The organism is Paramesorhizobium deserti (genome assembly GCF_001558695.1).
GTDB lineage: Bacteria > Pseudomonadota > Alphaproteobacteria > Rhizobiales > Rhizobiaceae > Paramesorhizobium > Paramesorhizobium deserti.
This window is the reverse complement of record NZ_LNTU01000023.1, coordinates 63,040-79,953: the sequence shown is the minus strand read 5'-3', so window position 1 is coordinate 79,953 and position 16,914 is coordinate 63,040. Positions and strand designations below refer to the sequence as shown.

Annotated in this window: 20 protein-coding genes, 1 tRNA gene and 1 pseudogene; 6 read left to right on the top strand and 16 right to left on the bottom strand. The window is 56.6% G+C overall.

What is annotated here, in order from left to right; all coding sequences use genetic code 11:
• Positions 1–7: 7 nt before the first annotated feature.
• The 3 genes from ureG (at position 8) to yut (ending at position 2,667) form a co-directional block, all read left to right on the top strand.
• Complete coding sequence (gene ureG / locus ATN84_RS13285) at positions 8–640, top strand: urease accessory protein UreG (RefSeq protein WP_068882639.1); 633 nt, start codon at positions 8–10, stop codon at positions 638–640.
• 100 nt (positions 641–740) lie between these two features.
• Positions 741–1,646: an urease accessory protein UreD gene (locus ATN84_RS13280; protein WP_068882638.1), complete on the top strand. Its 906-nt coding sequence runs from the start codon at positions 741–743 to the stop codon at positions 1,644–1,646.
• A 10-nt stretch (positions 1,647–1,656) separates the two neighbouring features.
• Positions 1,657–2,667: an urea transporter gene (yut, locus tag ATN84_RS13275; RefSeq protein ID WP_068882131.1), complete on the top strand. Its 1,011-nt coding sequence runs from the start codon at positions 1,657–1,659 to the stop codon at positions 2,665–2,667.
• Between the two features lie 118 nt (positions 2,668–2,785).
• On the opposite strand, the gene ATN84_RS13270 is transcribed toward yut, so the two are convergent.
• From ATN84_RS13270 to ATN84_RS13260, 3 genes are all read right to left on the bottom strand, one after another.
• The gene (locus ATN84_RS13270) at positions 2,786–3,313 is read right to left on the bottom strand and encodes a DUF992 domain-containing protein (RefSeq protein WP_068882130.1); all 528 of its coding nucleotides are present in this window, start codon (positions 3,311–3,313) and stop codon (positions 2,786–2,788) included.
• A gap of 265 nt (positions 3,314–3,578) precedes the next feature.
• A complete protein-coding gene (locus tag ATN84_RS26910; RefSeq protein WP_153020234.1) occupies positions 3,579–3,965 on the bottom strand; it encodes a hypothetical protein in 387 nt (128 codons plus the stop codon).
• Positions 3,925–4,272 (bottom strand): hypothetical protein, encoded by a 348-nt coding sequence (locus tag ATN84_RS13260; protein ID WP_153020233.1) that lies wholly within the window; start codon positions 4,270–4,272, stop codon positions 3,925–3,927. Before ATN84_RS13260 ends, ATN84_RS26910 begins: the two co-directional genes overlap by 41 nt.
• A 159-nt stretch (positions 4,273–4,431) precedes the next feature.
• On the opposite strand from ATN84_RS13260, the gene ATN84_RS26185 reads away from it, so the two are divergent.
• Positions 4,432–4,635 carry a helix-turn-helix domain-containing protein gene (locus ATN84_RS26185; protein ID WP_082766323.1) on the top strand — a complete coding sequence of 68 codons (204 nt, stop codon included), beginning with the start codon at positions 4,432–4,434 and terminating at the stop codon, positions 4,633–4,635.
• A 64-nt stretch (positions 4,636–4,699) separates the two neighbouring features.
• On the opposite strand, the pseudogene ATN84_RS26180 reads toward ATN84_RS26185, so the two are convergent.
• The 4 genes and pseudogenes from ATN84_RS26180 to ATN84_RS13240 all read right to left on the bottom strand — a co-directional run.
• A pseudogene (locus tag ATN84_RS26180) lies at positions 4,700–4,966 on the bottom strand (PIN domain-containing protein); the annotation flags it as partial.
• A 145-nt stretch (positions 4,967–5,111) separates the two neighbouring features.
• Positions 5,112–6,593, bottom strand: a complete 1,482-nt coding sequence (locus tag ATN84_RS13250) for an alginate O-acetyltransferase AlgX-related protein (protein ID WP_082766280.1) — start codon at positions 6,591–6,593, stop codon at positions 5,112–5,114.
• Position 6,594: 1 nt separating this feature from the next.
• Complete coding sequence (locus ATN84_RS13245; RefSeq protein WP_068882125.1) at positions 6,595–8,001, bottom strand: MBOAT family O-acyltransferase; 1,407 nt, start codon at positions 7,999–8,001, stop codon at positions 6,595–6,597.
• A gap of 578 nt (positions 8,002–8,579) precedes the next feature.
• A complete protein-coding gene (locus ATN84_RS13240; RefSeq protein WP_068882124.1) occupies positions 8,580–8,987 on the bottom strand; it encodes a hypothetical protein in 408 nt (135 codons plus the stop codon).
• Positions 8,988–9,410: 423 nt separating this feature from the next.
• On the opposite strand from ATN84_RS13240, the gene ATN84_RS13235 reads away from it, so the two are divergent.
• Positions 9,411–9,650, top strand: a complete 240-nt coding sequence (locus ATN84_RS13235) for a hypothetical protein (protein WP_068882123.1) — start codon at positions 9,411–9,413, stop codon at positions 9,648–9,650.
• 531 nt (positions 9,651–10,181) lie between these two features.
• Here ATN84_RS13235 and ATN84_RS13230 read toward each other — a convergent pair.
• Positions 10,182–10,257: transfer RNA gene (locus ATN84_RS13230), tRNA-Phe, on the bottom strand.
• A gap of 294 nt (positions 10,258–10,551) precedes the next feature.
• On the opposite strand from ATN84_RS13230, the gene ATN84_RS13225 reads away from it, so the two are divergent.
• The gene (locus tag ATN84_RS13225) at positions 10,552–11,628 is read left to right on the top strand and encodes a Gfo/Idh/MocA family protein (RefSeq protein WP_068882122.1); all 1,077 of its coding nucleotides are present in this window, start codon (positions 10,552–10,554) and stop codon (positions 11,626–11,628) included.
• On the opposite strand, the gene ATN84_RS13220 is transcribed toward ATN84_RS13225, so the two are convergent.
• The 8 genes from ATN84_RS13220 to ATN84_RS13185 form a co-directional block, all read right to left on the bottom strand.
• The gene (locus tag ATN84_RS13220) at positions 11,600–12,769 is read right to left on the bottom strand and encodes a Gfo/Idh/MocA family protein (RefSeq protein WP_068882121.1); all 1,170 of its coding nucleotides are present in this window, start codon (positions 12,767–12,769) and stop codon (positions 11,600–11,602) included. The genes ATN84_RS13225 and ATN84_RS13220 overlap by 29 nt on opposite strands.
• 91 nt (positions 12,770–12,860) lie before the next feature.
• Positions 12,861–13,088 carry a DNA gyrase inhibitor YacG gene (gene yacG / locus ATN84_RS13215; RefSeq protein WP_068882120.1) on the bottom strand — a complete coding sequence of 76 codons (228 nt, stop codon included), beginning with the start codon at positions 13,086–13,088 and terminating at the stop codon, positions 12,861–12,863.
• A 6-nt stretch (positions 13,089–13,094) separates the two neighbouring features.
• Positions 13,095–13,721, bottom strand: a complete 627-nt coding sequence (locus ATN84_RS13210) for a Maf-like protein (protein WP_068882119.1) — start codon at positions 13,719–13,721, stop codon at positions 13,095–13,097.
• 37 nt (positions 13,722–13,758) lie between these two features.
• The gene (gene infA, locus ATN84_RS13205) at positions 13,759–13,977 is read right to left on the bottom strand and encodes a translation initiation factor IF-1 (protein WP_002965531.1); all 219 of its coding nucleotides are present in this window, start codon (positions 13,975–13,977) and stop codon (positions 13,759–13,761) included.
• A gap of 116 nt (positions 13,978–14,093) precedes the next feature.
• Positions 14,094–14,549, bottom strand: a complete 456-nt coding sequence (locus ATN84_RS13200) for an arsenate-mycothiol transferase ArsC (protein WP_068882637.1) — start codon at positions 14,547–14,549, stop codon at positions 14,094–14,096.
• A 41-nt stretch (positions 14,550–14,590) separates the two neighbouring features.
• Complete coding sequence (locus ATN84_RS13195; protein WP_068882118.1) at positions 14,591–15,076, bottom strand: UPF0262 family protein; 486 nt, start codon at positions 15,074–15,076, stop codon at positions 14,591–14,593.
• A 6-nt stretch (positions 15,077–15,082) separates the two neighbouring features.
• The gene (hisD, locus tag ATN84_RS13190) at positions 15,083–16,375 is read right to left on the bottom strand and encodes a histidinol dehydrogenase (protein WP_068882117.1); all 1,293 of its coding nucleotides are present in this window, start codon (positions 16,373–16,375) and stop codon (positions 15,083–15,085) included.
• 31 nt (positions 16,376–16,406) lie between these two features.
• A complete protein-coding gene (locus ATN84_RS13185) occupies positions 16,407–16,847 on the bottom strand; it encodes a DUF2948 family protein (RefSeq protein WP_068882116.1) in 441 nt (146 codons plus the stop codon).
• Positions 16,848–16,914: the final 67 nt, after the last annotated feature.

The window sequence follows — 16,914 nt, the reverse complement described above, 5'->3', positions numbered from 1 at the left end:
TATGATGATGAAGAAGATTACCCGGATTGGCGTGGGTGGCCCGGTCGGCTCCGGCAAGACCGCCATCGTCGAGGCGATAACCCCGCTGCTCATCAAGATGGGCATCAAGATCCTCATCGTCACCAACGACATCGTGACGACGGAGGACGCCAAGCATGTGCAACGCACGCTGAAGGGCACGCTGATCGAAGAGCGCATCATCGGTGTGGAAACCGGTGGATGCCCACATACCGCGGTGCGCGAGGATCCGAGCATGAATCTGGCAGCCGTGGAGGAGATGGAGGCGCGCTTTCCCGATACCGATCTCGTCCTGATCGAGAGCGGCGGCGACAATCTGACCCTGACATTCAGCCCCGCGCTCATTGATTTCTTCATCTACGTCATCGACGTAGCGGCCGGCGACAAGATCCCGCGCAAGAACGGACCGGGGATATCGCAGTCCGATATTCTGGTGATCAATAAGACGGATCTCGCGCCCTATGTCGACGCGAGCCTCGAAGTGATGGACCGTGATTCTCGCCTGATGCGCGGCGACAAGCCCTTCATCTTCACCAATTGCAAGACCGGTGAAGGCATTCACGAACTTGTTCATCTGATCCGCGAGAACGTGCTTTTCGATCTCGCCGTGCCGGCGGAATAGGTCGGCTGTGCTGCAGATCCATGCACCGGGGCTGGAGCAGGTCCAGGAAAAGCGCGAAGCGGCTTTCCCGGAAAAAGCAGGAACTGCTTTTCCAGCGGACTTGTGTCAAAACAAGGAATTGTCGCGCTATAGCGATGAGCCGAGACAGCTGCGCAGCGGCGGCCTTGGCAAGAACGCGTCCCTGCAGCTCGGCTTCGAACGCCGGGGGGATCGAACGGCACTCATCAAGCTCGACCGCCGCGCCCCGCTCCTCGTGCAGCAAGCGCTTTACTGGGACGAGGAGATGCCGGGGCTGCCCTGCGTCTCCATCATCAGCAATGCCGGCGGCATTCTCCAGGGCGACCGCTACGCCATCGGAATCGATCTCGCGGAGGGCGCGGAGGCGCATGTTACCACACAGGCGGCCACCAAGATCCACGAGATGGATGCAAACTTCGCCACCCAGACCCAGGACATCACGCTCGCCGCCGGCGCCTATCTCGAATATCTGCCGCTTCCCGTGATCCCGCACAAGAACTGCCGCTTCGTCAGTCACACGCGCATCAGGATCGACCCCACCGCGACGCTGCTCTATTCGGAAATCCTTATGCCAGGCCGCAAGCATTATGCGAATGGCGAGCTCTTCGCCTATGATCTTCTCTCAGTCGCGGTCCAGGCCGAACGTCCTGATGGAAAAGCCTTGTTCGCCGAGAAATTCGTCATCGAGCCACGGAGCGCCGATATCCGGAATATAGCCGTCATGGCCGGTTTCGATGTCTTTGCCAATGTCCTGCTGTTGACCCCGAAAGCTCATACCGACCGCCTGTTCGAGCAGATCGATCCGGTATTCGATCCAAAACAGGGGTGGGCGGCCGGGATCAGTCGCCTCCCCGGCGATGCCGGATTGATCTTCAAGGTGCTTGGCATGGAAACGCAGCTTGTTCGCGCCAAGGTCCGCGAATTCTGGTCGCGCGTACGGCGCGAGGTGAAGGGCGTCCCAATCCCTGAAGAGTTTCTTTGGGAATAGGAGAAGGAAGATGGACGAGCTGTTGTCATGGTGGGGGAAGACCGTCGGGCAGAACCACGCGCTCAGGCTGGTCGATATCTGCCTGCGCGGCGCCGGCCAGGTGATGCTGCAAAACAACCCTGTGACGGGGTTTCTATTCCTCCTCGGTATCTTTTGGAGTGTATCGGTTGAAGGCGCTGCCGCCGTCGCCATCGGCGCCATTGTCGGGCTCGTTGTGGCGACCATGACTGCCATCCTGCTCGGCTCCGACGAAACTTCGATCGATCAGGGTCTGTTCGGGTTTAACGGTATTCTGGTGGGTGTCGCGGTACCGACGTTTCTCGTCATGGGGCCGGAGACATGGTTTCTGCTCATTATCGGCGCGGCCTTCTCGACCATCGCTATGCTTGCGATCAGCCACGTGACCAAGCTGTGGGGCGTTCCCGCCCTCACCTTTCCCTTTGTGCTGACGACCTGGTTCCTGGTGCTGGCGGCCTACTCATTCGGCCATCTGCCGATCGCCGGCATGGGGCCGCCTGCCCTGCCCTCGCCTTTTGCTGAACCGGCCGATCTGTCGGCTGCGTCATTTCTCAATGCCTGCCTCAAGAGCATCTCGCAGGTTTTCCTGATCAACAACGCGGTGACCGGTATCATCTTCATCGTGGCGCTTCTGGCGAGTTCCGTCTACGCCGCCGCCTTTGCCGTGGCGGGTGCCATGGTCGCCGTTGCCGTCGCTTCATTCCTTGGCGCAAATCCGGCCGATATGAGCGCCGGCCTCTACGGCTTCAGCCCGGTATTGACGGCAATCGCGCTGGGCTGCGTGTTCTTCGAACCATCCTGGCGCGTGGCGCTGTTTGCGCTGCTCGGAACCGTCGTAGCGGTGATCGTGCAAGGCGCGCTCGATGCGGCGATCGCACCCCTGGGCGTCCCAACATTCACGGCAGCCTTCGTCTTCGTGACCTGGCTGTTCCTGCTGCCGAAATTGAACCTGAAACCGCATGGTCACGAGCCAGTCAGCGATGGCATCATGACCGGCAAATAGCCCGTCGGCGTTTTAGGATTTGCTCCCTTTTTTCAGAAAAGCCATCCCATTGGACGCTGTATGACTGACGAAATCCCCTATGAGTCCTTTCGACTCATAGGGGAAATTGAGATCAGACTCAGCTTGCGGGCGTAAGCGTTACGGAAGTGCCGGTCGCGGCAAGGTTGAGGCCGAGCTGGCCGGTGACGCTCACCGTCTGCAGATGGATGGAGCCGGACGTGCCGCCGACGAGAATATTGGCGCCGATGCCCGCACCGACGGTGGCTTCCACCGTGGCACCCTGATAAAGGCCGCCGAGCGACCCCTGATGATAACCGGCAGTCGGGGCGAAGACCGCCCAGATCAAGCGCGAGCGGGTTGTGAAGCCGAGATCAATACCCATCTTGCGGATAGTGGCGGTGTAATGGTCACGCGGCTTGCTGCCGATGGACGAAGTGAAGACGCAATCGGCCTCCTTCGCCGACCCCAGCACATAGCCGACGCCGCCACCGATCGCGCAGTCGAGATAGCCGATGCGCACGCCGCCGCGCTCGTCCGGCTCCTGGTAGACGGGGGCCCGTCGTGAAATCACATCGGCCGCAATGGCGGTTCCGGCGCTAGTCAGAACCGGAAGGGCGGCAAGCGCCGTGGCAACAATCTTTTTCATCCCTGTACTCCTTCAAATATATCCCGGCCCGGCTATTTGTGATTCTGTCGAACCGGCCGGGTAGTGATGGGCAACGCTTGTGGCGGAAGAATGATCCCGCACCGCGGCACACAAATTGTCACATGCTTGTGCTCGAAACAGCTACGGGCTTCAAAAAAACAGTTGCAGAAGGAAGCTTAGCGGCAGACCGGCGTGGCGGAAACTCGCCGGCTCGAGCACGGTACGCACGGCAATCTGCTTCCCAAAGCAGGTAAATGGAATCAAATTAGCTTCCAGCAAGATCATTTCGCGCCATCGCTTCCATAGCAAACTGCTCAAGTTCGCCAATGCGTATGAGGTCCTCCAGTACTGAGCGGATTTGCGGCCAGGGAAATTCACCACAATCGTCGCACCATTCGCCATGACAAAGGGCAACATCGAGCTTAAGGGCAACGCCGGCGAGTGATTGCGCTGGCTCGACCCACAATGCCCTCAGCAACCGTTCCTCGCGTTTTGCGGCAACAGCTTCCGCTTGTGCGGCGCGACTGTGACCGATGCGGCGATCGGCCTCGTCCCAGCGTGCTTGCAATGCCGTGAGTTCGGCTTTCTTCTCGGTGCATATATCAGCGATTTCAGGATATTGGCTGAGCCAGAAGTCGAAATCCTCCGCCACGAATACCGAAGCGCTTGGGCCTTTCGGGCAGGATAATCTCGACACGTGGAATCTCCGCCTCCGCCATTAGCTGTGCTTCGAGCTGCTGCTGGCGTTTACAGCACCGCAGCGTCTCTGCATGCACTGCCAGCCACTCCCGCCACAGATCAAATAGTGGATCAGCGGCATTGCCTTCCGACAGCATCAAAGGCGCTGCAAAAGACGAATTCATGTGGATTGATTGCGCCATGGTCGCCAAGGAGGTGCTCATCAGCATTTTCCTACGGGTGACGGCGGACAAACTTCTGCTAATCTCAGAATCAGCCATTCCGAGCTCCTATCAGCTTGGTTGTGGTTAGGCTGAGTGAGGTGTTGCCGCACTTCGCTCAGCCGCGCTGCATACGCAAAATTATGTCAAAGATATAATCTGGTAGACATGATAAATTATGTCAAGGTATTAATTTTGATAACAGAAGAACAAATACGAATGGCGCGTGCTGCACTGAAATGGGGCGTACGAGATTTAGCACGTGAAGCTCATGTGACTGCTGCTACCATTACACGTATTGAAGCTGGCAAATCAGCACATGCTTCCACTCTGGAAGCGATACGCAAGGCATTTGAGGCTGCGGGAATTGAATTTATCCCTGAGAACGGCGGTGGCCCAGGCGTGAGGTTGCGGCGACGCTGAGCGATCGGCCCTTGGGCACTTCCATGCAATTCCCCACAAAAAACTTTTTGAACTTAGCTCTCGATCAGGTTTGGCGAACAGCCCACGGATTGATGATTTCCAGCTCGATTCCTTCGAAATCAGCGACGTTACGGGTTGCCAGCGCCGCTCCGCGGGAAAGGGCAATGGCGGCAATTTGGGCATCAAATTGGCTGATTGGTCTGCCGGCTTTGCATCGGTGGATGGCGATTTTCGCATAAACATCCGCCGCATCGCGATCAAACGGCAAAACGCGACCTGCAAAATCCTCTGTAAAGATCGGCAGAATGGCTGCTTCAAGCTCGTGCTGCCGCCCAATTTGAATTCGAGAATGTTTCACCTGCTGAGCGTGCCTAAAACGCTCTCGCTTCTTTTTTGAAGCGGTTTACCTTGATAATCTTAATTAACGAAAAAGCCTGATCATGGCGGCCTGTTATCCTATCCAGATCGGCGCCGGCTTACTGCATGCTGGAGACGTTCGCAGGATGATCAGCAAATGTACCAACTTCAACTGACAGGTTGGTTAGATCTCCTTCGCCTCCAAATGGATCGAAGCGTAGCTTATGTCCAGCAAATTTGCTTGGCAGAACGACCTCGATTTCACGATCATTTCCAAGAGCTGGAAAGCGTACTGAATACCCTTCAGAGTAGGACGAACGGTTGGCCATTTCGCGCGGCAGATACAGAACTGACACCGATTCCGAATTGGTCTTAAAACGGATTCGCATGCAAACTCGACCGCCATACTTCTCCATGGGAATAAATATTTGGGCGTCACGCATACCTCGCCACTCGCTCTGCTTGAGCTCGAGATCTCTCAATAAAAGCTGATCGGTAGCAACCTGGCGATAAATACAGTGGCGAGCCGCATTCGCATTCCTTTCCACAACATGTTTAGCCAGCGGCGAACTCCAACTCAGGGTGGATGTCGTCACTCGGTTGAAGAAACTCCGTTCCACGGAGTTGACTATGATAGTTGGCGGTTTTTTTGCGAGTGCAGCAACGTGCTTTTGGATGTCCCGGTCAAGATGGACCATCTCGGTACCAGGAAAAAGCATCTTCAACTGTGTCGCAGCACCTTCATAGAATGAGTCATGCAATATGACTGTATTTGGAATGCCGCGACCTACAGCTTTTCGAAACTGCTGATTCCAATAATCGGGGAAGGTTAAGGCTGATTCCTTAGCTGAAACTCTCAGCATTCTGGCGAGATCGCCGTTTCGATGCTCCAAAACGCCCGCATTTATCGTGGGAAGGCCGGGATCTGTTCCCGTCACCTTTTGAGTGAGTTGGCGTAGCGCAATAGCTCGACCATAGTCATTCCAATGGGTATCTTCTTTGTAATATTTTAACAAGTCATCGCCCACAGCCAGCATTGCCGCCAGATGGTCGATGATTTTGGAATGAACTTGAAGGGCGTATTTCCTCCAAAAAGCGGTTGCCCTGGTCTTGCATTTGGAAGCAATACCGGCACGAAGACCAAGACGTTCAGGGTAAACCGACGACTTGTCCGGAGAAACGGCAACGATTAGGTTGATATTTGCGCCTTCGGCGATATCGCTCATTGCGTTGACGTTATCGACAGCCTTCATTGCGAGCTTTTCATTGCAAAGGTCTTCAGCAAATTGCGGCTTGTAGAACAGCCATCCATCGTTGCCCGAAATCACCCTGTGTGTGTTTACAAAACCAAATACGTTGTAATCAAGAAACGATTTCACCTGCACCGCAGCAATCCCAGCAGGTGAATTCACCAACATCTTTGCCAGCGTGTCTCGGCGATATGTCTTTTCAGGCGCTACCAATTTGGAATAGCGGATGGATTTCAATCCCGGTGGGTTCTCGGCTCTGCTGGAGTATCCAAAAATCACGAGTCCCAAAACCGGGACCACGAGAAAAGTTGAGAATAAAATAGTAGCGGCTATATCGATTACCCGTCGCATGTCAGAATCGAAAATAGAGGAAAGGAGAAAAGCCCTGAGGAAAGACAAAAATCGATGTAACTGCAGCAGTCACAGCAATAAACGCAAGGCGTCCCGCTTTTTGAGTAATGGAACCGGGTTTGTGGAGGATTGGCCCAAGCGGAGGGACTTTACCTTGAGCAAGAATGGCGATTATGCCGATTCCAAAGGCGAGCGCCGCTTGGGGCGTGAAAGCTAGGAGCATTTCATCGCTAAGATTGAATGCACCCGGAGAGAAAGGTGCAAACATACCTGCAATGAACCGGCCGAAAGTAGCTAGATCAGGGGCTTGGAAAAGCGCCCAGCCAACAATGGTGGCCGGCAGAAAGTAAACAAAACGTAGTACTGGATTGGTGCTTCCTCCGATGCCGAGCACGCGCTCAACAATAAGGAAGCCGCCATGGTAGAGCCCCCATAGCAAAAAAGGCCATGCCGCTCCGTGCCAGATGCCAGTCGCAAGGAATACTATAAATAAATTAAAGTAAATTCTCGTATGATTGACGCGGTTTCCACCCAGCGGGATATACAGGTACTCACGAAACCAAGTCGATAGGGAAATATGCCAGCGGCGCCAAAACTCAGTAATGGTCGAGGCAGCATAGGGATGATTAAAATTCTCGTTGAATCTGACACCGAACATCAACGCAAGGCCAATTGCCATATCTGAATAGCCCGAGAAGTCGAAGTAGATCTGAACGGTGAATGCCAGGGCACCAAGCCAGGCAGAGGCAAACGTCATGTCTCCACCACTGAAAAAGGCAGCATTTGCCACGACGGAAACGGTGTCCGCGATCAAGACTTTCTTTGCTAGCCCGTGTAGAAATCGTGCTGCGCCGCCCGCAAAATGATCTGCTGATACATCCGGATGGCGGAAGCATTTATATACGTCACCGTAACGAACGATAGGTCCAGCAATTATCTGTGGAAAGAACGACTGATACGCCGCATAGAGAACCAGATTCGGCTCGGGCTCCACATCGCTTCGCCAAACGTCGATCAGGTAAGAGACCCCCTGAAAGGTGTAGAACGAAATTCCTATTGGCAAAATTATACCGCCGGCAAAATCTCTGATTGAGGAATTTCCGAAGAAATCAAAGTTACCAAGCAGGAATCCTGTGTACTTGAAATAGGCAAGGATAGCAAAATTCGCTAGCAGAAACACCACCAACACCGCTTTCTTGCGACTACGGCAAATGATTAATCCGCCGATGTAATTTAAAACGATACTGAAAAGCAGAATGAGAGTGAGCACTCCCGATTCCCAGTAGAAGAATATAAGGCTGGCGACCAAGATAGCCGGATTGAATGCACGCGTTCCGCGCAGCGTCAGGCATACAGCAAGCGTAATAGGCAGAAAGAAAAAGATAAATCCTTGATCTGAAAATACCATCTAGGTAACTGCTGCGCGTTGAACATATAGCGAATCGCTTGGAGAAGTCCGCAGATTAGTCCGGAAAGCAGCGATCATTGCAGCACGGCTCGTCTACAAAACCTGAATGTTATCGCGCTTTACGGAAAAATCCCCAGCCCAATGCTGCGCTGATTAAGCACAGGGGGAAGTCAATCGCAATGATAAATGTAATGGCTGCCTAGCGGACACGAAACAGTCGTGTCCGTCTCCGCGCAAGCATGCCAACTGGAATTGTCGGCCTGCCTTCTGGCACTATGATTTGCGCAATCTCACTCTCCAGAATATGGGAACAGCTGCAATAATATTCGATGACGTCCAACGGACTTTATTCCATCATCCTGCACGCAGTTAATAGTTAGATGCGTGATTGAGATCAGGACATGCATCGTGGCAGATGTGACCTCGTATAGGTTGATCGGAACAATGCAGGAACGGAAACTCCTGTTTCCGATCAACTGAGGCGATTCGATTGACTAAATGGATTGACGTTCCGGACGCGAATCTACGCAACATCGACCAGTTTGAAGAGGAGCCAAGCGATGCTCTAATCGCTGAAATCAAGCAGCATATAAGAGACACAGCAAACCCATGCTCATGGTGGGGGCATTCACATAGCGTGAGCACCCAACCGCGTATTGGGTGATCGCACTCAAAGCCAGAGGTAGTGTCGCGCGAGCCGCGGCGTGTCTAGCATCGCGCCTTTCACGTTCCTGTCGCTCTGCCGACTGAATCTGTCCGTTAATTGCGCTGGCGCCGATCAGTGCCGCGCCGATAGCAAAGATGCCGGTAATGAGGGTCTGATAATGATAGATCCAATGAAAGCGGAAGAGCGCGGCATAGCCGGCCAATAGCACATCGGCTTTACTGCCATGATATGCCTGCGTGTCGATTGAAATTAACCAAATGATGTGCGCCGCGAACAGGCACATGAAGAACCAACATACAAGGTTGAATATCCGCCCCATTGGAGAAGCATGCTCTGGCCCACAGAGCCTGTCGAGCGGTTCTTAAACGTTATCCAAAAAGATTCCTAATTCCACGAGCTGCCGCGTTTATGCCCTCCTTGGGCCGTCCCCCTTTTCCTCCGTGAGTTCGATCCACCTAACCACCTGCTCATCTCTCTGGAACGAAGCAGGCCGGCGCGTCCTTTCGCACGTGGGGGCGTACAAGAGAGGGGCGCCGGCCAGGCAGCACAGAGGCCGCAAAATTCAAAGTAGCATGAAACTTCTTGAATGTAAAAATGCGAACTCGCTTATATTTTAAAGTTTAATAGGCGAATCCGCATAATATAAATTTCCAAAATATTTTGATTGACCTTAAATGTGTTTCGCGCTTTCTTTTCTCTATTCATGCCGTGGGGGCGTGATTCCATGAGAGAGGAAGTTGTTATGAATATCCACGTTTCGTCCGCACCATCTATATCAGAACGGCAAATTTGCGACTTTGCCCGCAACACCTTTGTAGTGGACATTCTCTGGGCGACCTTTCGCGATGAATTGAAGGCGTGCGCCGACATGGGGCTCAGCGCTGCGGACGCGATCGAAAAGACAGCCCGGTATATGGATGCGCTTGATAATGCCGTCGACGATGCGCAGATTGCGGGTCGAAAACTGCAGGCTTCACACTAACAAAGTTTCGAATCGCGCGGCCAATCGCCATGCGAAAACCGTGGAACACCCGCCGCGTGTGCCCCTTCCGTCGAATGGCGGGAGGGGTTTTCATTTCCGCAGGTGCGCATTACATCACGAGCATGAGCAGACTTAACGAACCTCCGAAGATGCGCGTGCGCCATTGGGGCGCACCGACAGTGCTCGGAGGCAAATATGCATCACAAACGGAAACGGCCGAAATCGGGTCGAGCCGGTTGCTTGCTGTGCAAACCGCATAAGGCGAATGGAATGTGTTCCCGTCACAAAAACATGCGGGGCGGGAATCTACGCCGATATCAATCCGGGAGCGAACAGCTTCGGTGCGAAGGGCTGAAAACCCTTCAAGGGATTAGTGGTCGGAAAGCCCGCACGAAGCGGGGTTTTTCGTGTTGCAGATGTGTTGCATGGAATAAATTGCAACACGCGACCACCATTGAAATCATTGGCTTTTTTCCGCAACGTGTTGCAACACGTTTCAACCGTAGATATCCGCTAAGTGCTTGATTTTTATGGTGCCCAGGGGCGGAATCGAACCACCGACACGCGGATTTTCAATCCGCTGCTCTACCAACTGAGCTACCTGGGCATCCTACTCCACGGCATCTGTCCGGATCGGACAAAGCGGCGGGGTTGGCAATCCGCCGGAAGCGCGTGGGTTATAGCACTAAATTCGGGGCTGTCCAGCACCGGAATGCGAAATTTTTCAGAGCTTTTTCCGGCAATGCCGAACAAAGCTGGTTAAAGAACCCGCCGTCGCGACGGCACCCGATAAATCTGGTGGAAAACACAGCAAATTTGTCCAAACCACGGTATTTTCACCCCATTTCCATTCTCAATCTCCGTAATTGAAAAGCAAGAATATGGAGGGGGAAGAACAGCGGTGAAGACGGTAGGATGGGGTATTGTCGGAACGGGTGAAGTTGCGCGACGCTTCGCCTCCGATCTGGCGCTCGCGCCCGGTGCGGTGCTGCACGCCGTTCACTCGCGCAATCCCGATAACGCCGAGAATTTCCGCACTGAAACAGGCGCGCAGAAGGCTTATCACGACATTGACGCCTTCATGTCGGACCCGAAAGTCGAAGCCGTCTATATCGCCACGCCGAATTCGCTGCATCTGGCGCAGACCCTGCGGGCGCTGAGAAACCGCAAGGCGGTGCTCACGGAAAAACCCATCGCCCCCTCCTATCCCGAGGCCGAGGTGATTGAACGCGAGGCCTTGCGGCAGAAGACCTTCGCCATGGAGGCGATGTGGACGCGGTTTCTCCCGGCCATCAAGGCAGCAAAGGTACGAATCAAAGCCGGCGCCATCGGCGAAATCCGCAAGATTCGCGCCGATCTCTCTTATTTCCGGCCCTATGATCCCGAAAGCCGGTTCTTTTCGCGGGCGCTCGGCGGCGGCGCGGCGCTTGATCTCGGCGTCTATCCTGTCTCGCTGGCGATGCATTTTCTCGGCGAACCGGAAAAAGTTTCGGGCCGCTGGTTCAGCGCGAAAAACGGTGTCGACATGCGCACCGAAATCACCCTGCACTACGCCTCGGCCGATGCGGAGCTCTCCTGCGGTTTTGATCGTAACGGCGCGAATCATTTCCTCATCGAGGGCAGCACCGGCGCGCTGCGGCTGGATGCACCTTTCCTTAAAGCCCAGCGTCTCACGCTCTATTCGCCCGCTGCGATGAAATCGCCGCTTATCGCACCGTCTCCGCAGGGCGATCGCCTGGCGGCGAAGCTCATCTCCCGCCTGCCCTCCCCGTTGACGCGGCTCTGGGGCTGCCAGATCGAGCACCATCCCTTTGAGGGCAATGGGCTGCAATTCCAGGCGATCGCCGTCATGGATGCGCTGCGCGCCGGCGAGACGCGATCTCAGATCATGCCGCTGCAGGAAAGCGTCGCGGTGCTGCGCGCCATCGGGATCGTGCTTTCGCGCTCCCCTATGTCTGAAAAGATCCCGGCCGCGTGAAGGTGCTGCGCAGCAGATAAGGCTGGGGCAGATCGTGTGCGTTGTTGAGCGCCAGCGCCAGCTCGGTCACATGCAGCGCGACATTGCCTGAGAAGAAGGCCGGAATGCCACTCCCGATCGATCGCGCCTGGGCGGCGATCCCGGCGGCAAAATCGATGCGCGAGGGAAAGGCCGGCAGAGCGCCTTCCGCGCCGAAACCCTTGTAAGACAGGCGCCGTCCTGGTGTCGGCTTCCATGGCAGGGCGCGTTTTACCTTGCTCTCGAGCCAGTCGGCCATCCGCATCTTCAACTGCTTTCCTTCCGAAAGCCGCTCCAGATGGACAGCGGAGCGATTGTCCCAGAGATCGCGAACCGTCATCGACCCGCCATCGCCCAGAACTGTGAGCGAGCGATCCCGTGGCGCGGCAAGGCCGCTGGTCAGCCGGGCCACGACGCCGGAACGAAAGGTGATGCAACCGACCGAGAAATCCGGCGCCATGGTGATCCCTTCGGTCCCAGGCCCCTTGTCGGGAAAGGAGACGGCGGAAAAAGCGGTGACGCCGGTCGCCGGACCGAACAGCAAAACCAGCCAGGAAAGCGCGTATCCCGCATGCTCCAGCGTGCAGCCGATCTCGAATTCGTGCAAGCCCGGCCAGCGCGCGCCGGACCGCGACCGCCAGGTCTTCCATTTCCCCCTGAAGACCGGACCGTCTTCCATTTGCGCATAGACGAGACGAGGCACGCCTATCGCCCGGTCGCTCAGCGCCTTGCGTACCAGCCGGCTGGCATCGCTCAGCGCATTGGCGGGCGCGGAGGCGAGCGTCAGGCCGCGTTTTGCCGCCAGCTCCACCAGTTCCTGCGCGTCCTCGAAGCGCATCGCCAAGGGCTTCTCGCAATAGACATGCTTGCCGGCTTCCAGCGCTCGTTTCGATATCGCGTAATGGCTTTCCGGCGTCGTCAGATTGACAACGATTGCAATTTCCGGATCGTTCAGGATCTCATCGATGCCAGCATAGGCACGCATATCGTAAAAGGCGCAGAACTGTTTCAGCCTTTCAGGGTCGCGGTCATAAACGCCGGCGAGTTTCAGGGAAGGGTGGTTCGGCAGGGTCGTCATGTAGTAATCGGCGACAAACCCGGTGCCGATGATGGCGATCTTCATGATGTCATCCCCCTCAAGGAGAGGTCTTCCCACCGGCCTCTATTCCTTGCAAGCATTTAGCCAGGTCTGGGTGAATGAAGCGTGAAAAAGCTCAGCGCTCGCCTTCGTCCGTATCGTCGCTGTCATCGGCCGATTCCACGGCCGGGATGACATAGGACCCCGAGAGCCAGCGATTGAGATCGATATTGCGGCAGCGCCGCGAGCAGAACGGATAGTCCTCTCGGCTCGACGGCTTGCCGCATTCCGGGCATGGCCGGGTGGGACGCAGGGGCGTCACCTTCGCGCCGGGTGCTGCCGATATGTCTTTCTTGCCGCTCATATCCCGCTAATGCTTGCCCGTGGTCCAGGTTCCGTAGACCTTGTATCCCTCGCCAGTCAAAAGGCTGACCGTCTCATTAAGGGGAAGCCCGACGACATTCGTATAGGAACCGACGAGCTTGACGACGAAGCTCCCGGCAAAACCCTGGATGGCATAGCCACCGGCCTTGCCGCGCCATTCGCCGGAAGCAAGGTAACTGTCAATTTGTTCCCTGGTCAACCGCTCGAAGCGCACCCGGCTTTCGACCAGCGTCTGCCGTACACGGCCTTTCGGCGTGACAAGGCAGATCCCGGTAAAGACCTTGTGCGAGCGGCCCGAGAGAAGACGCAGGCATTCCCTCGCCTCGTCCTGGATCTCGGCTTTCGGCAGGATGCGCCGTCCGACAGCGACGACCGTATCGGCCGCAAGCACATAGCTGCCGGCGAATTTATCATCCGTCTTCAGGCTTTCGGCGGCTTTTTCCGCCTTCTCGCGCGACAGGCGGCGCGCCAGCGAACGCGGGTGCTCGGCGCGAAGCGGCGTTTCATCGATATCGGTCGGATGAAGGTGATCCGGTTCGATCCCCGCCTGCCCCAAAAGCTCGATCCGGCGCGGCGAGCCGGAAGCAAGAACAAGCTTTTGCTGAGCGCTCATGAAAATAGCGTCCCTTCGGGAACGAACGGAAAACGGACTATTTGAAACGGTAGGTGATACGACCCTTCGTCAGATCGTAAGGGGTCATCTCGACGAGCACCTTGTCGCCGGCCAGAACGCGGATGCGGTTCTTGCGCATGCGGCCGGCTGTGTGGGCAATGATTTCGTGTTCGTTTTCGAGCTTCACCCGAAACATCGCGTTGGGCAGCAGCTCCGTCACGACGCCGGGAAATTCGAGGACTTCTTCTTTCGCCATACGTATCCTGTTTTCTTCTCTTGGCCGACCAGTTCATATGCGGACGGGCTGAATTGCGCGGAACCTATATGATTAAAGTTCATTTGTGAACAACGTAAATTGGCGTAGATTCGCGGTTATTCTCTGCCGAAGCGCTCAGCGATACGGCGTTTGAGACGTTCGCGCACGTCCCGATAGGCATCGAGTATCTGTTCCCGGGTCCCGCGAACCAGCGTCGGATCTGGCATCGGCCAATATTCCACATCAACGGAAAAGCCGCGCATGCGTTCCAGAACGGTGTGATGGGCGAGTGGCGTGAGCGTCACCACCAGGTCGAAATAGCCGTCCCCAAGCTCTTCCAGTTCCTTCGGCTGGCGCTCGGCGAGCGAAAGGCCCTCCTCCGCCAGCACCGCATCGACGAAGGGATCGCGCTCGCCCCGTTTTACCCCTGCCGAAGCGAGATAAACCTTTCCCGGAACTATTTGCCGGGCGAGACATTCGGCCATCGGCGAGCGGATCGCATTCATGCCGCAGACGAACAGGATGGATGAAGGTGCCGCGGAAGCGCTCGGCAGCGCCGTCCCTGCGCCTATATCATCCGCTTTTTCAGCCTCGCGCCCTGTCAAAGCCGTCTTCAGCCCCGCCAATGCAGCACGCAGACAAGCGTAAAAAGCCGGCGTGCCGTGTCGAAATCCACCTCGATCTTGCCGCCGAGCCGCTCCTTCAACGTCTGGGAACCCTCATTATGCAGCCCGCGCCGGCCCATGTCGATCGCCTCGATCTTGCTGGGCGTCGCCGAGCGGATGGCCTGATAATAGCTTTCGCAGATCATGAAATAATCCTTCACCACCCGCCGAAATGGGGCAAGCGAAAGGATATGGATGGCGACTTCCTCGCCGTTTTCGCGCGTGATCGCAAAAACCAGCCGCGATTCGACAAGTGAAAGCTTCAGCCTGTAGGGCCCACCGACCGCATCGCCCACGGGATAGAAGCTGTTCTCCTCGATGAGGTCGAAAATGGCGACAGCGCGTTCGTGCTCGACATCCGGCGTGGAGCGTCCGATGGATTCGTCCAGTTCGACGTCGATCAGCCGGGCCTTCTTGTCGCCGCCGGATGCCATATTGCCCTACAAGTTCAATCTGATAGCCACCGAACGGCCATGCGCGTCCAATCCCTCGACGCGTGCAAGCTCGATGGCCGCCGGGCCAAGTGCGCGAAGCTGATCCGGCCCGAGCTTCAGGATCGAGGTGCGCTTGACATAGTCGAGCACTGACAGGCCGGACGAGAAGCGCGCCGAGCGTGCGGTCGGCAGGACATGGTTCGATCCGCCGACATAATCGCCGATTACCTCCGGCGTATATTTGCCCAGGAAGATCGCACCCGCATTGCGTATATCGGGCAGCAAGGCTTCCGGATCGGCAACCGCCAGCTCCAGATGCTCCGCCGCAATGCGGTTGATCAGCGGCACAGCCGTCTCGAAATCCTTCACCAGGATCACCGCGCCGAAGTCCCGCCAGCTTGCCGAAGCCGTCGCAGCGCGGGGCAGCGTGCTCAGTTGCCGTTCGACCGCTTCCTCGACGGCCCGCGCGAAATCCTCGTCATCCGTCATCAGGATCGATTGGGCGGCAGTGTCGTGCTCCGCCTGCGCGAGGAGATCGGCGGCGATCCAGTCTGGATCATTATCCCTGTCGGCAACGACCAGAACTTCCGATGGCCCGGCGATCATGTCGATGCCGACCGTGCCGAAGACCAGCCGCTTGGCAGCTGCGACATAGGCATTGCCCGGCCCGACGATCTTGACCACGGGTGCGATCGTCTCCGTGCCATAGGCGAGAGCGGCGATCGCCTGCGCGCCGCCTATCCGATAGATTTCGGAAACACCTGCGAGACGCGCCGCCGCAAGCACCAGCGGGTTGAGCACGCCGTCTGGCGCCGGCACCACCATGACAATGCGCTCCACCCCGGCGACTTTCGCCGGTACCGCATTCATCAGCACAGAGCTCGGGTAACTCGCCGTACCGCCCGGTACGTAGAGACCGACGGACTCGATCGCCGTCCAGCGGGAGCCGAGTTCGACGCCGAGTGCGTCGGTATAGCGATCGTCTTTCGGCAACTGCCGGCTGTGGTGCGCGCGGATGCGGTCGCGCGCCAGTTCCAGCGCCTCGACGGTCGCTTTGGGCGCGGCGGCAACCGCCGCATCGATTTCGGCTTCCGTGACGGCGATCCCGAGCTTTTCCAGGTCAATGCGGTCGAAGCGGCGTGAATAATCGATCAGCGCCTTGTCGCCACCCTCGCGCACACCGGCGATGATCTCGCGCGCCGCGCGGTCGACATCTTCCGAAACCTCGCGTTTGCCTGCGAGGAAAGCGGCGAACTTCGCCTCGAAATCAGTATCGCTTTGTCTGAGCGTCAGTGCCACGCGGCAAATCCTCAACTACAAATTCTACTACTCAGGCATCATGCTCGGGTTTGCCGTGCGCTTCCCAAGCCGGACCGAGATCGGTCAGCTTGGCCTCGATGCATTCGACATCAAGCCTGATGGCGGCATCGCCGGAAAAGGTGAGTTCCACGACGCCGGCCGGCGCATCACCGGGCAGAAAGCGAACCGCCAGAAGCGAAAGCACATCATCCTTGCGGCTTCGATCAATACCATGAACCTTGACGGCGGTGACGCGATCGAAATGCAACACGGAACGACGTCGCTCGAACGTGCGCTTACCGAAACGGCCGGATGCGGCGCGTTCCCAAACAAAACGATTGGTAACCCCAACGAAGCGCTTCTCCTGCTGCAGATAATCGAGATCGCCTACTTTCAGCACCGCATCCTGCAGATAGGCCGAGATGATCTGCATATCCTCGTCGTCGAGCGCCACAAGCTTCAGCATTTCCATTGACTTCATTCCATGAAACAGCGGACGCCCTCTGTTAGGACGTCCGCAGGCTCAGCGCAACCGACAA

Bases quoted from the DNA above. Each gene is read 5' to 3' on its own strand.
- ATN84_RS13250 (WP_082766280.1), bottom strand. From the start codon at position 6,593: ATGCGACGGGTAATCGATATAGCCGCTACTATTTTATTCTCAACTTTT.
- ATN84_RS26185 (WP_082766323.1), top strand. From the start codon at position 4,432: ATGGCGCGTGCTGCACTGAAATGGGGCGTACGAGATTTAGCACGTGAA.
- ATN84_RS13245 (WP_068882125.1), bottom strand. From the start codon at position 8,001: ATGGTATTTTCAGATCAAGGATTTATCTTTTTCTTTCTGCCTATTACG.
- infA (WP_002965531.1), bottom strand. From the start codon at position 13,977: ATGGCGAAAGAAGAAGTCCTCGAATTTCCCGGCGTCGTGACGGAGCTG.
- ATN84_RS13220 (WP_068882121.1), bottom strand. From the start codon at position 12,769: ATGAAGATCGCCATCATCGGCACCGGGTTTGTCGCCGATTACTACATG.
- ATN84_RS13210 (WP_068882119.1), bottom strand. From the start codon at position 13,721: ATGAGCGCTCAGCAAAAGCTTGTTCTTGCTTCCGGCTCGCCGCGCCGG.
- ATN84_RS13235 (WP_068882123.1), top strand. From the start codon at position 9,411: ATGAATATCCACGTTTCGTCCGCACCATCTATATCAGAACGGCAAATT.
- ATN84_RS13260 (WP_153020233.1), bottom strand. From the start codon at position 4,272: ATGGCTGATTCTGAGATTAGCAGAAGTTTGTCCGCCGTCACCCGTAGG.
- ATN84_RS13185 (WP_068882116.1), bottom strand. From the start codon at position 16,847: ATGGAAATGCTGAAGCTTGTGGCGCTCGACGACGAGGATATGCAGATC.
- ureG (WP_068882639.1), top strand. From the start codon at position 8: ATGAAGAAGATTACCCGGATTGGCGTGGGTGGCCCGGTCGGCTCCGGC.
- yut (WP_068882131.1), top strand. From the start codon at position 1,657: ATGGACGAGCTGTTGTCATGGTGGGGGAAGACCGTCGGGCAGAACCAC.
- ATN84_RS13195 (WP_068882118.1), bottom strand. From the start codon at position 15,076: ATGGCATCCGGCGGCGACAAGAAGGCCCGGCTGATCGACGTCGAACTG.
- ATN84_RS13240 (WP_068882124.1), bottom strand. From the start codon at position 8,987: ATGGGGCGGATATTCAACCTTGTATGTTGGTTCTTCATGTGCCTGTTC.
- ATN84_RS13270 (WP_068882130.1), bottom strand. From the start codon at position 3,313: ATGAAAAAGATTGTTGCCACGGCGCTTGCCGCCCTTCCGGTTCTGACT.
- yacG (WP_068882120.1), bottom strand. From the start codon at position 13,088: ATGAGCGGCAAGAAAGACATATCGGCAGCACCCGGCGCGAAGGTGACG.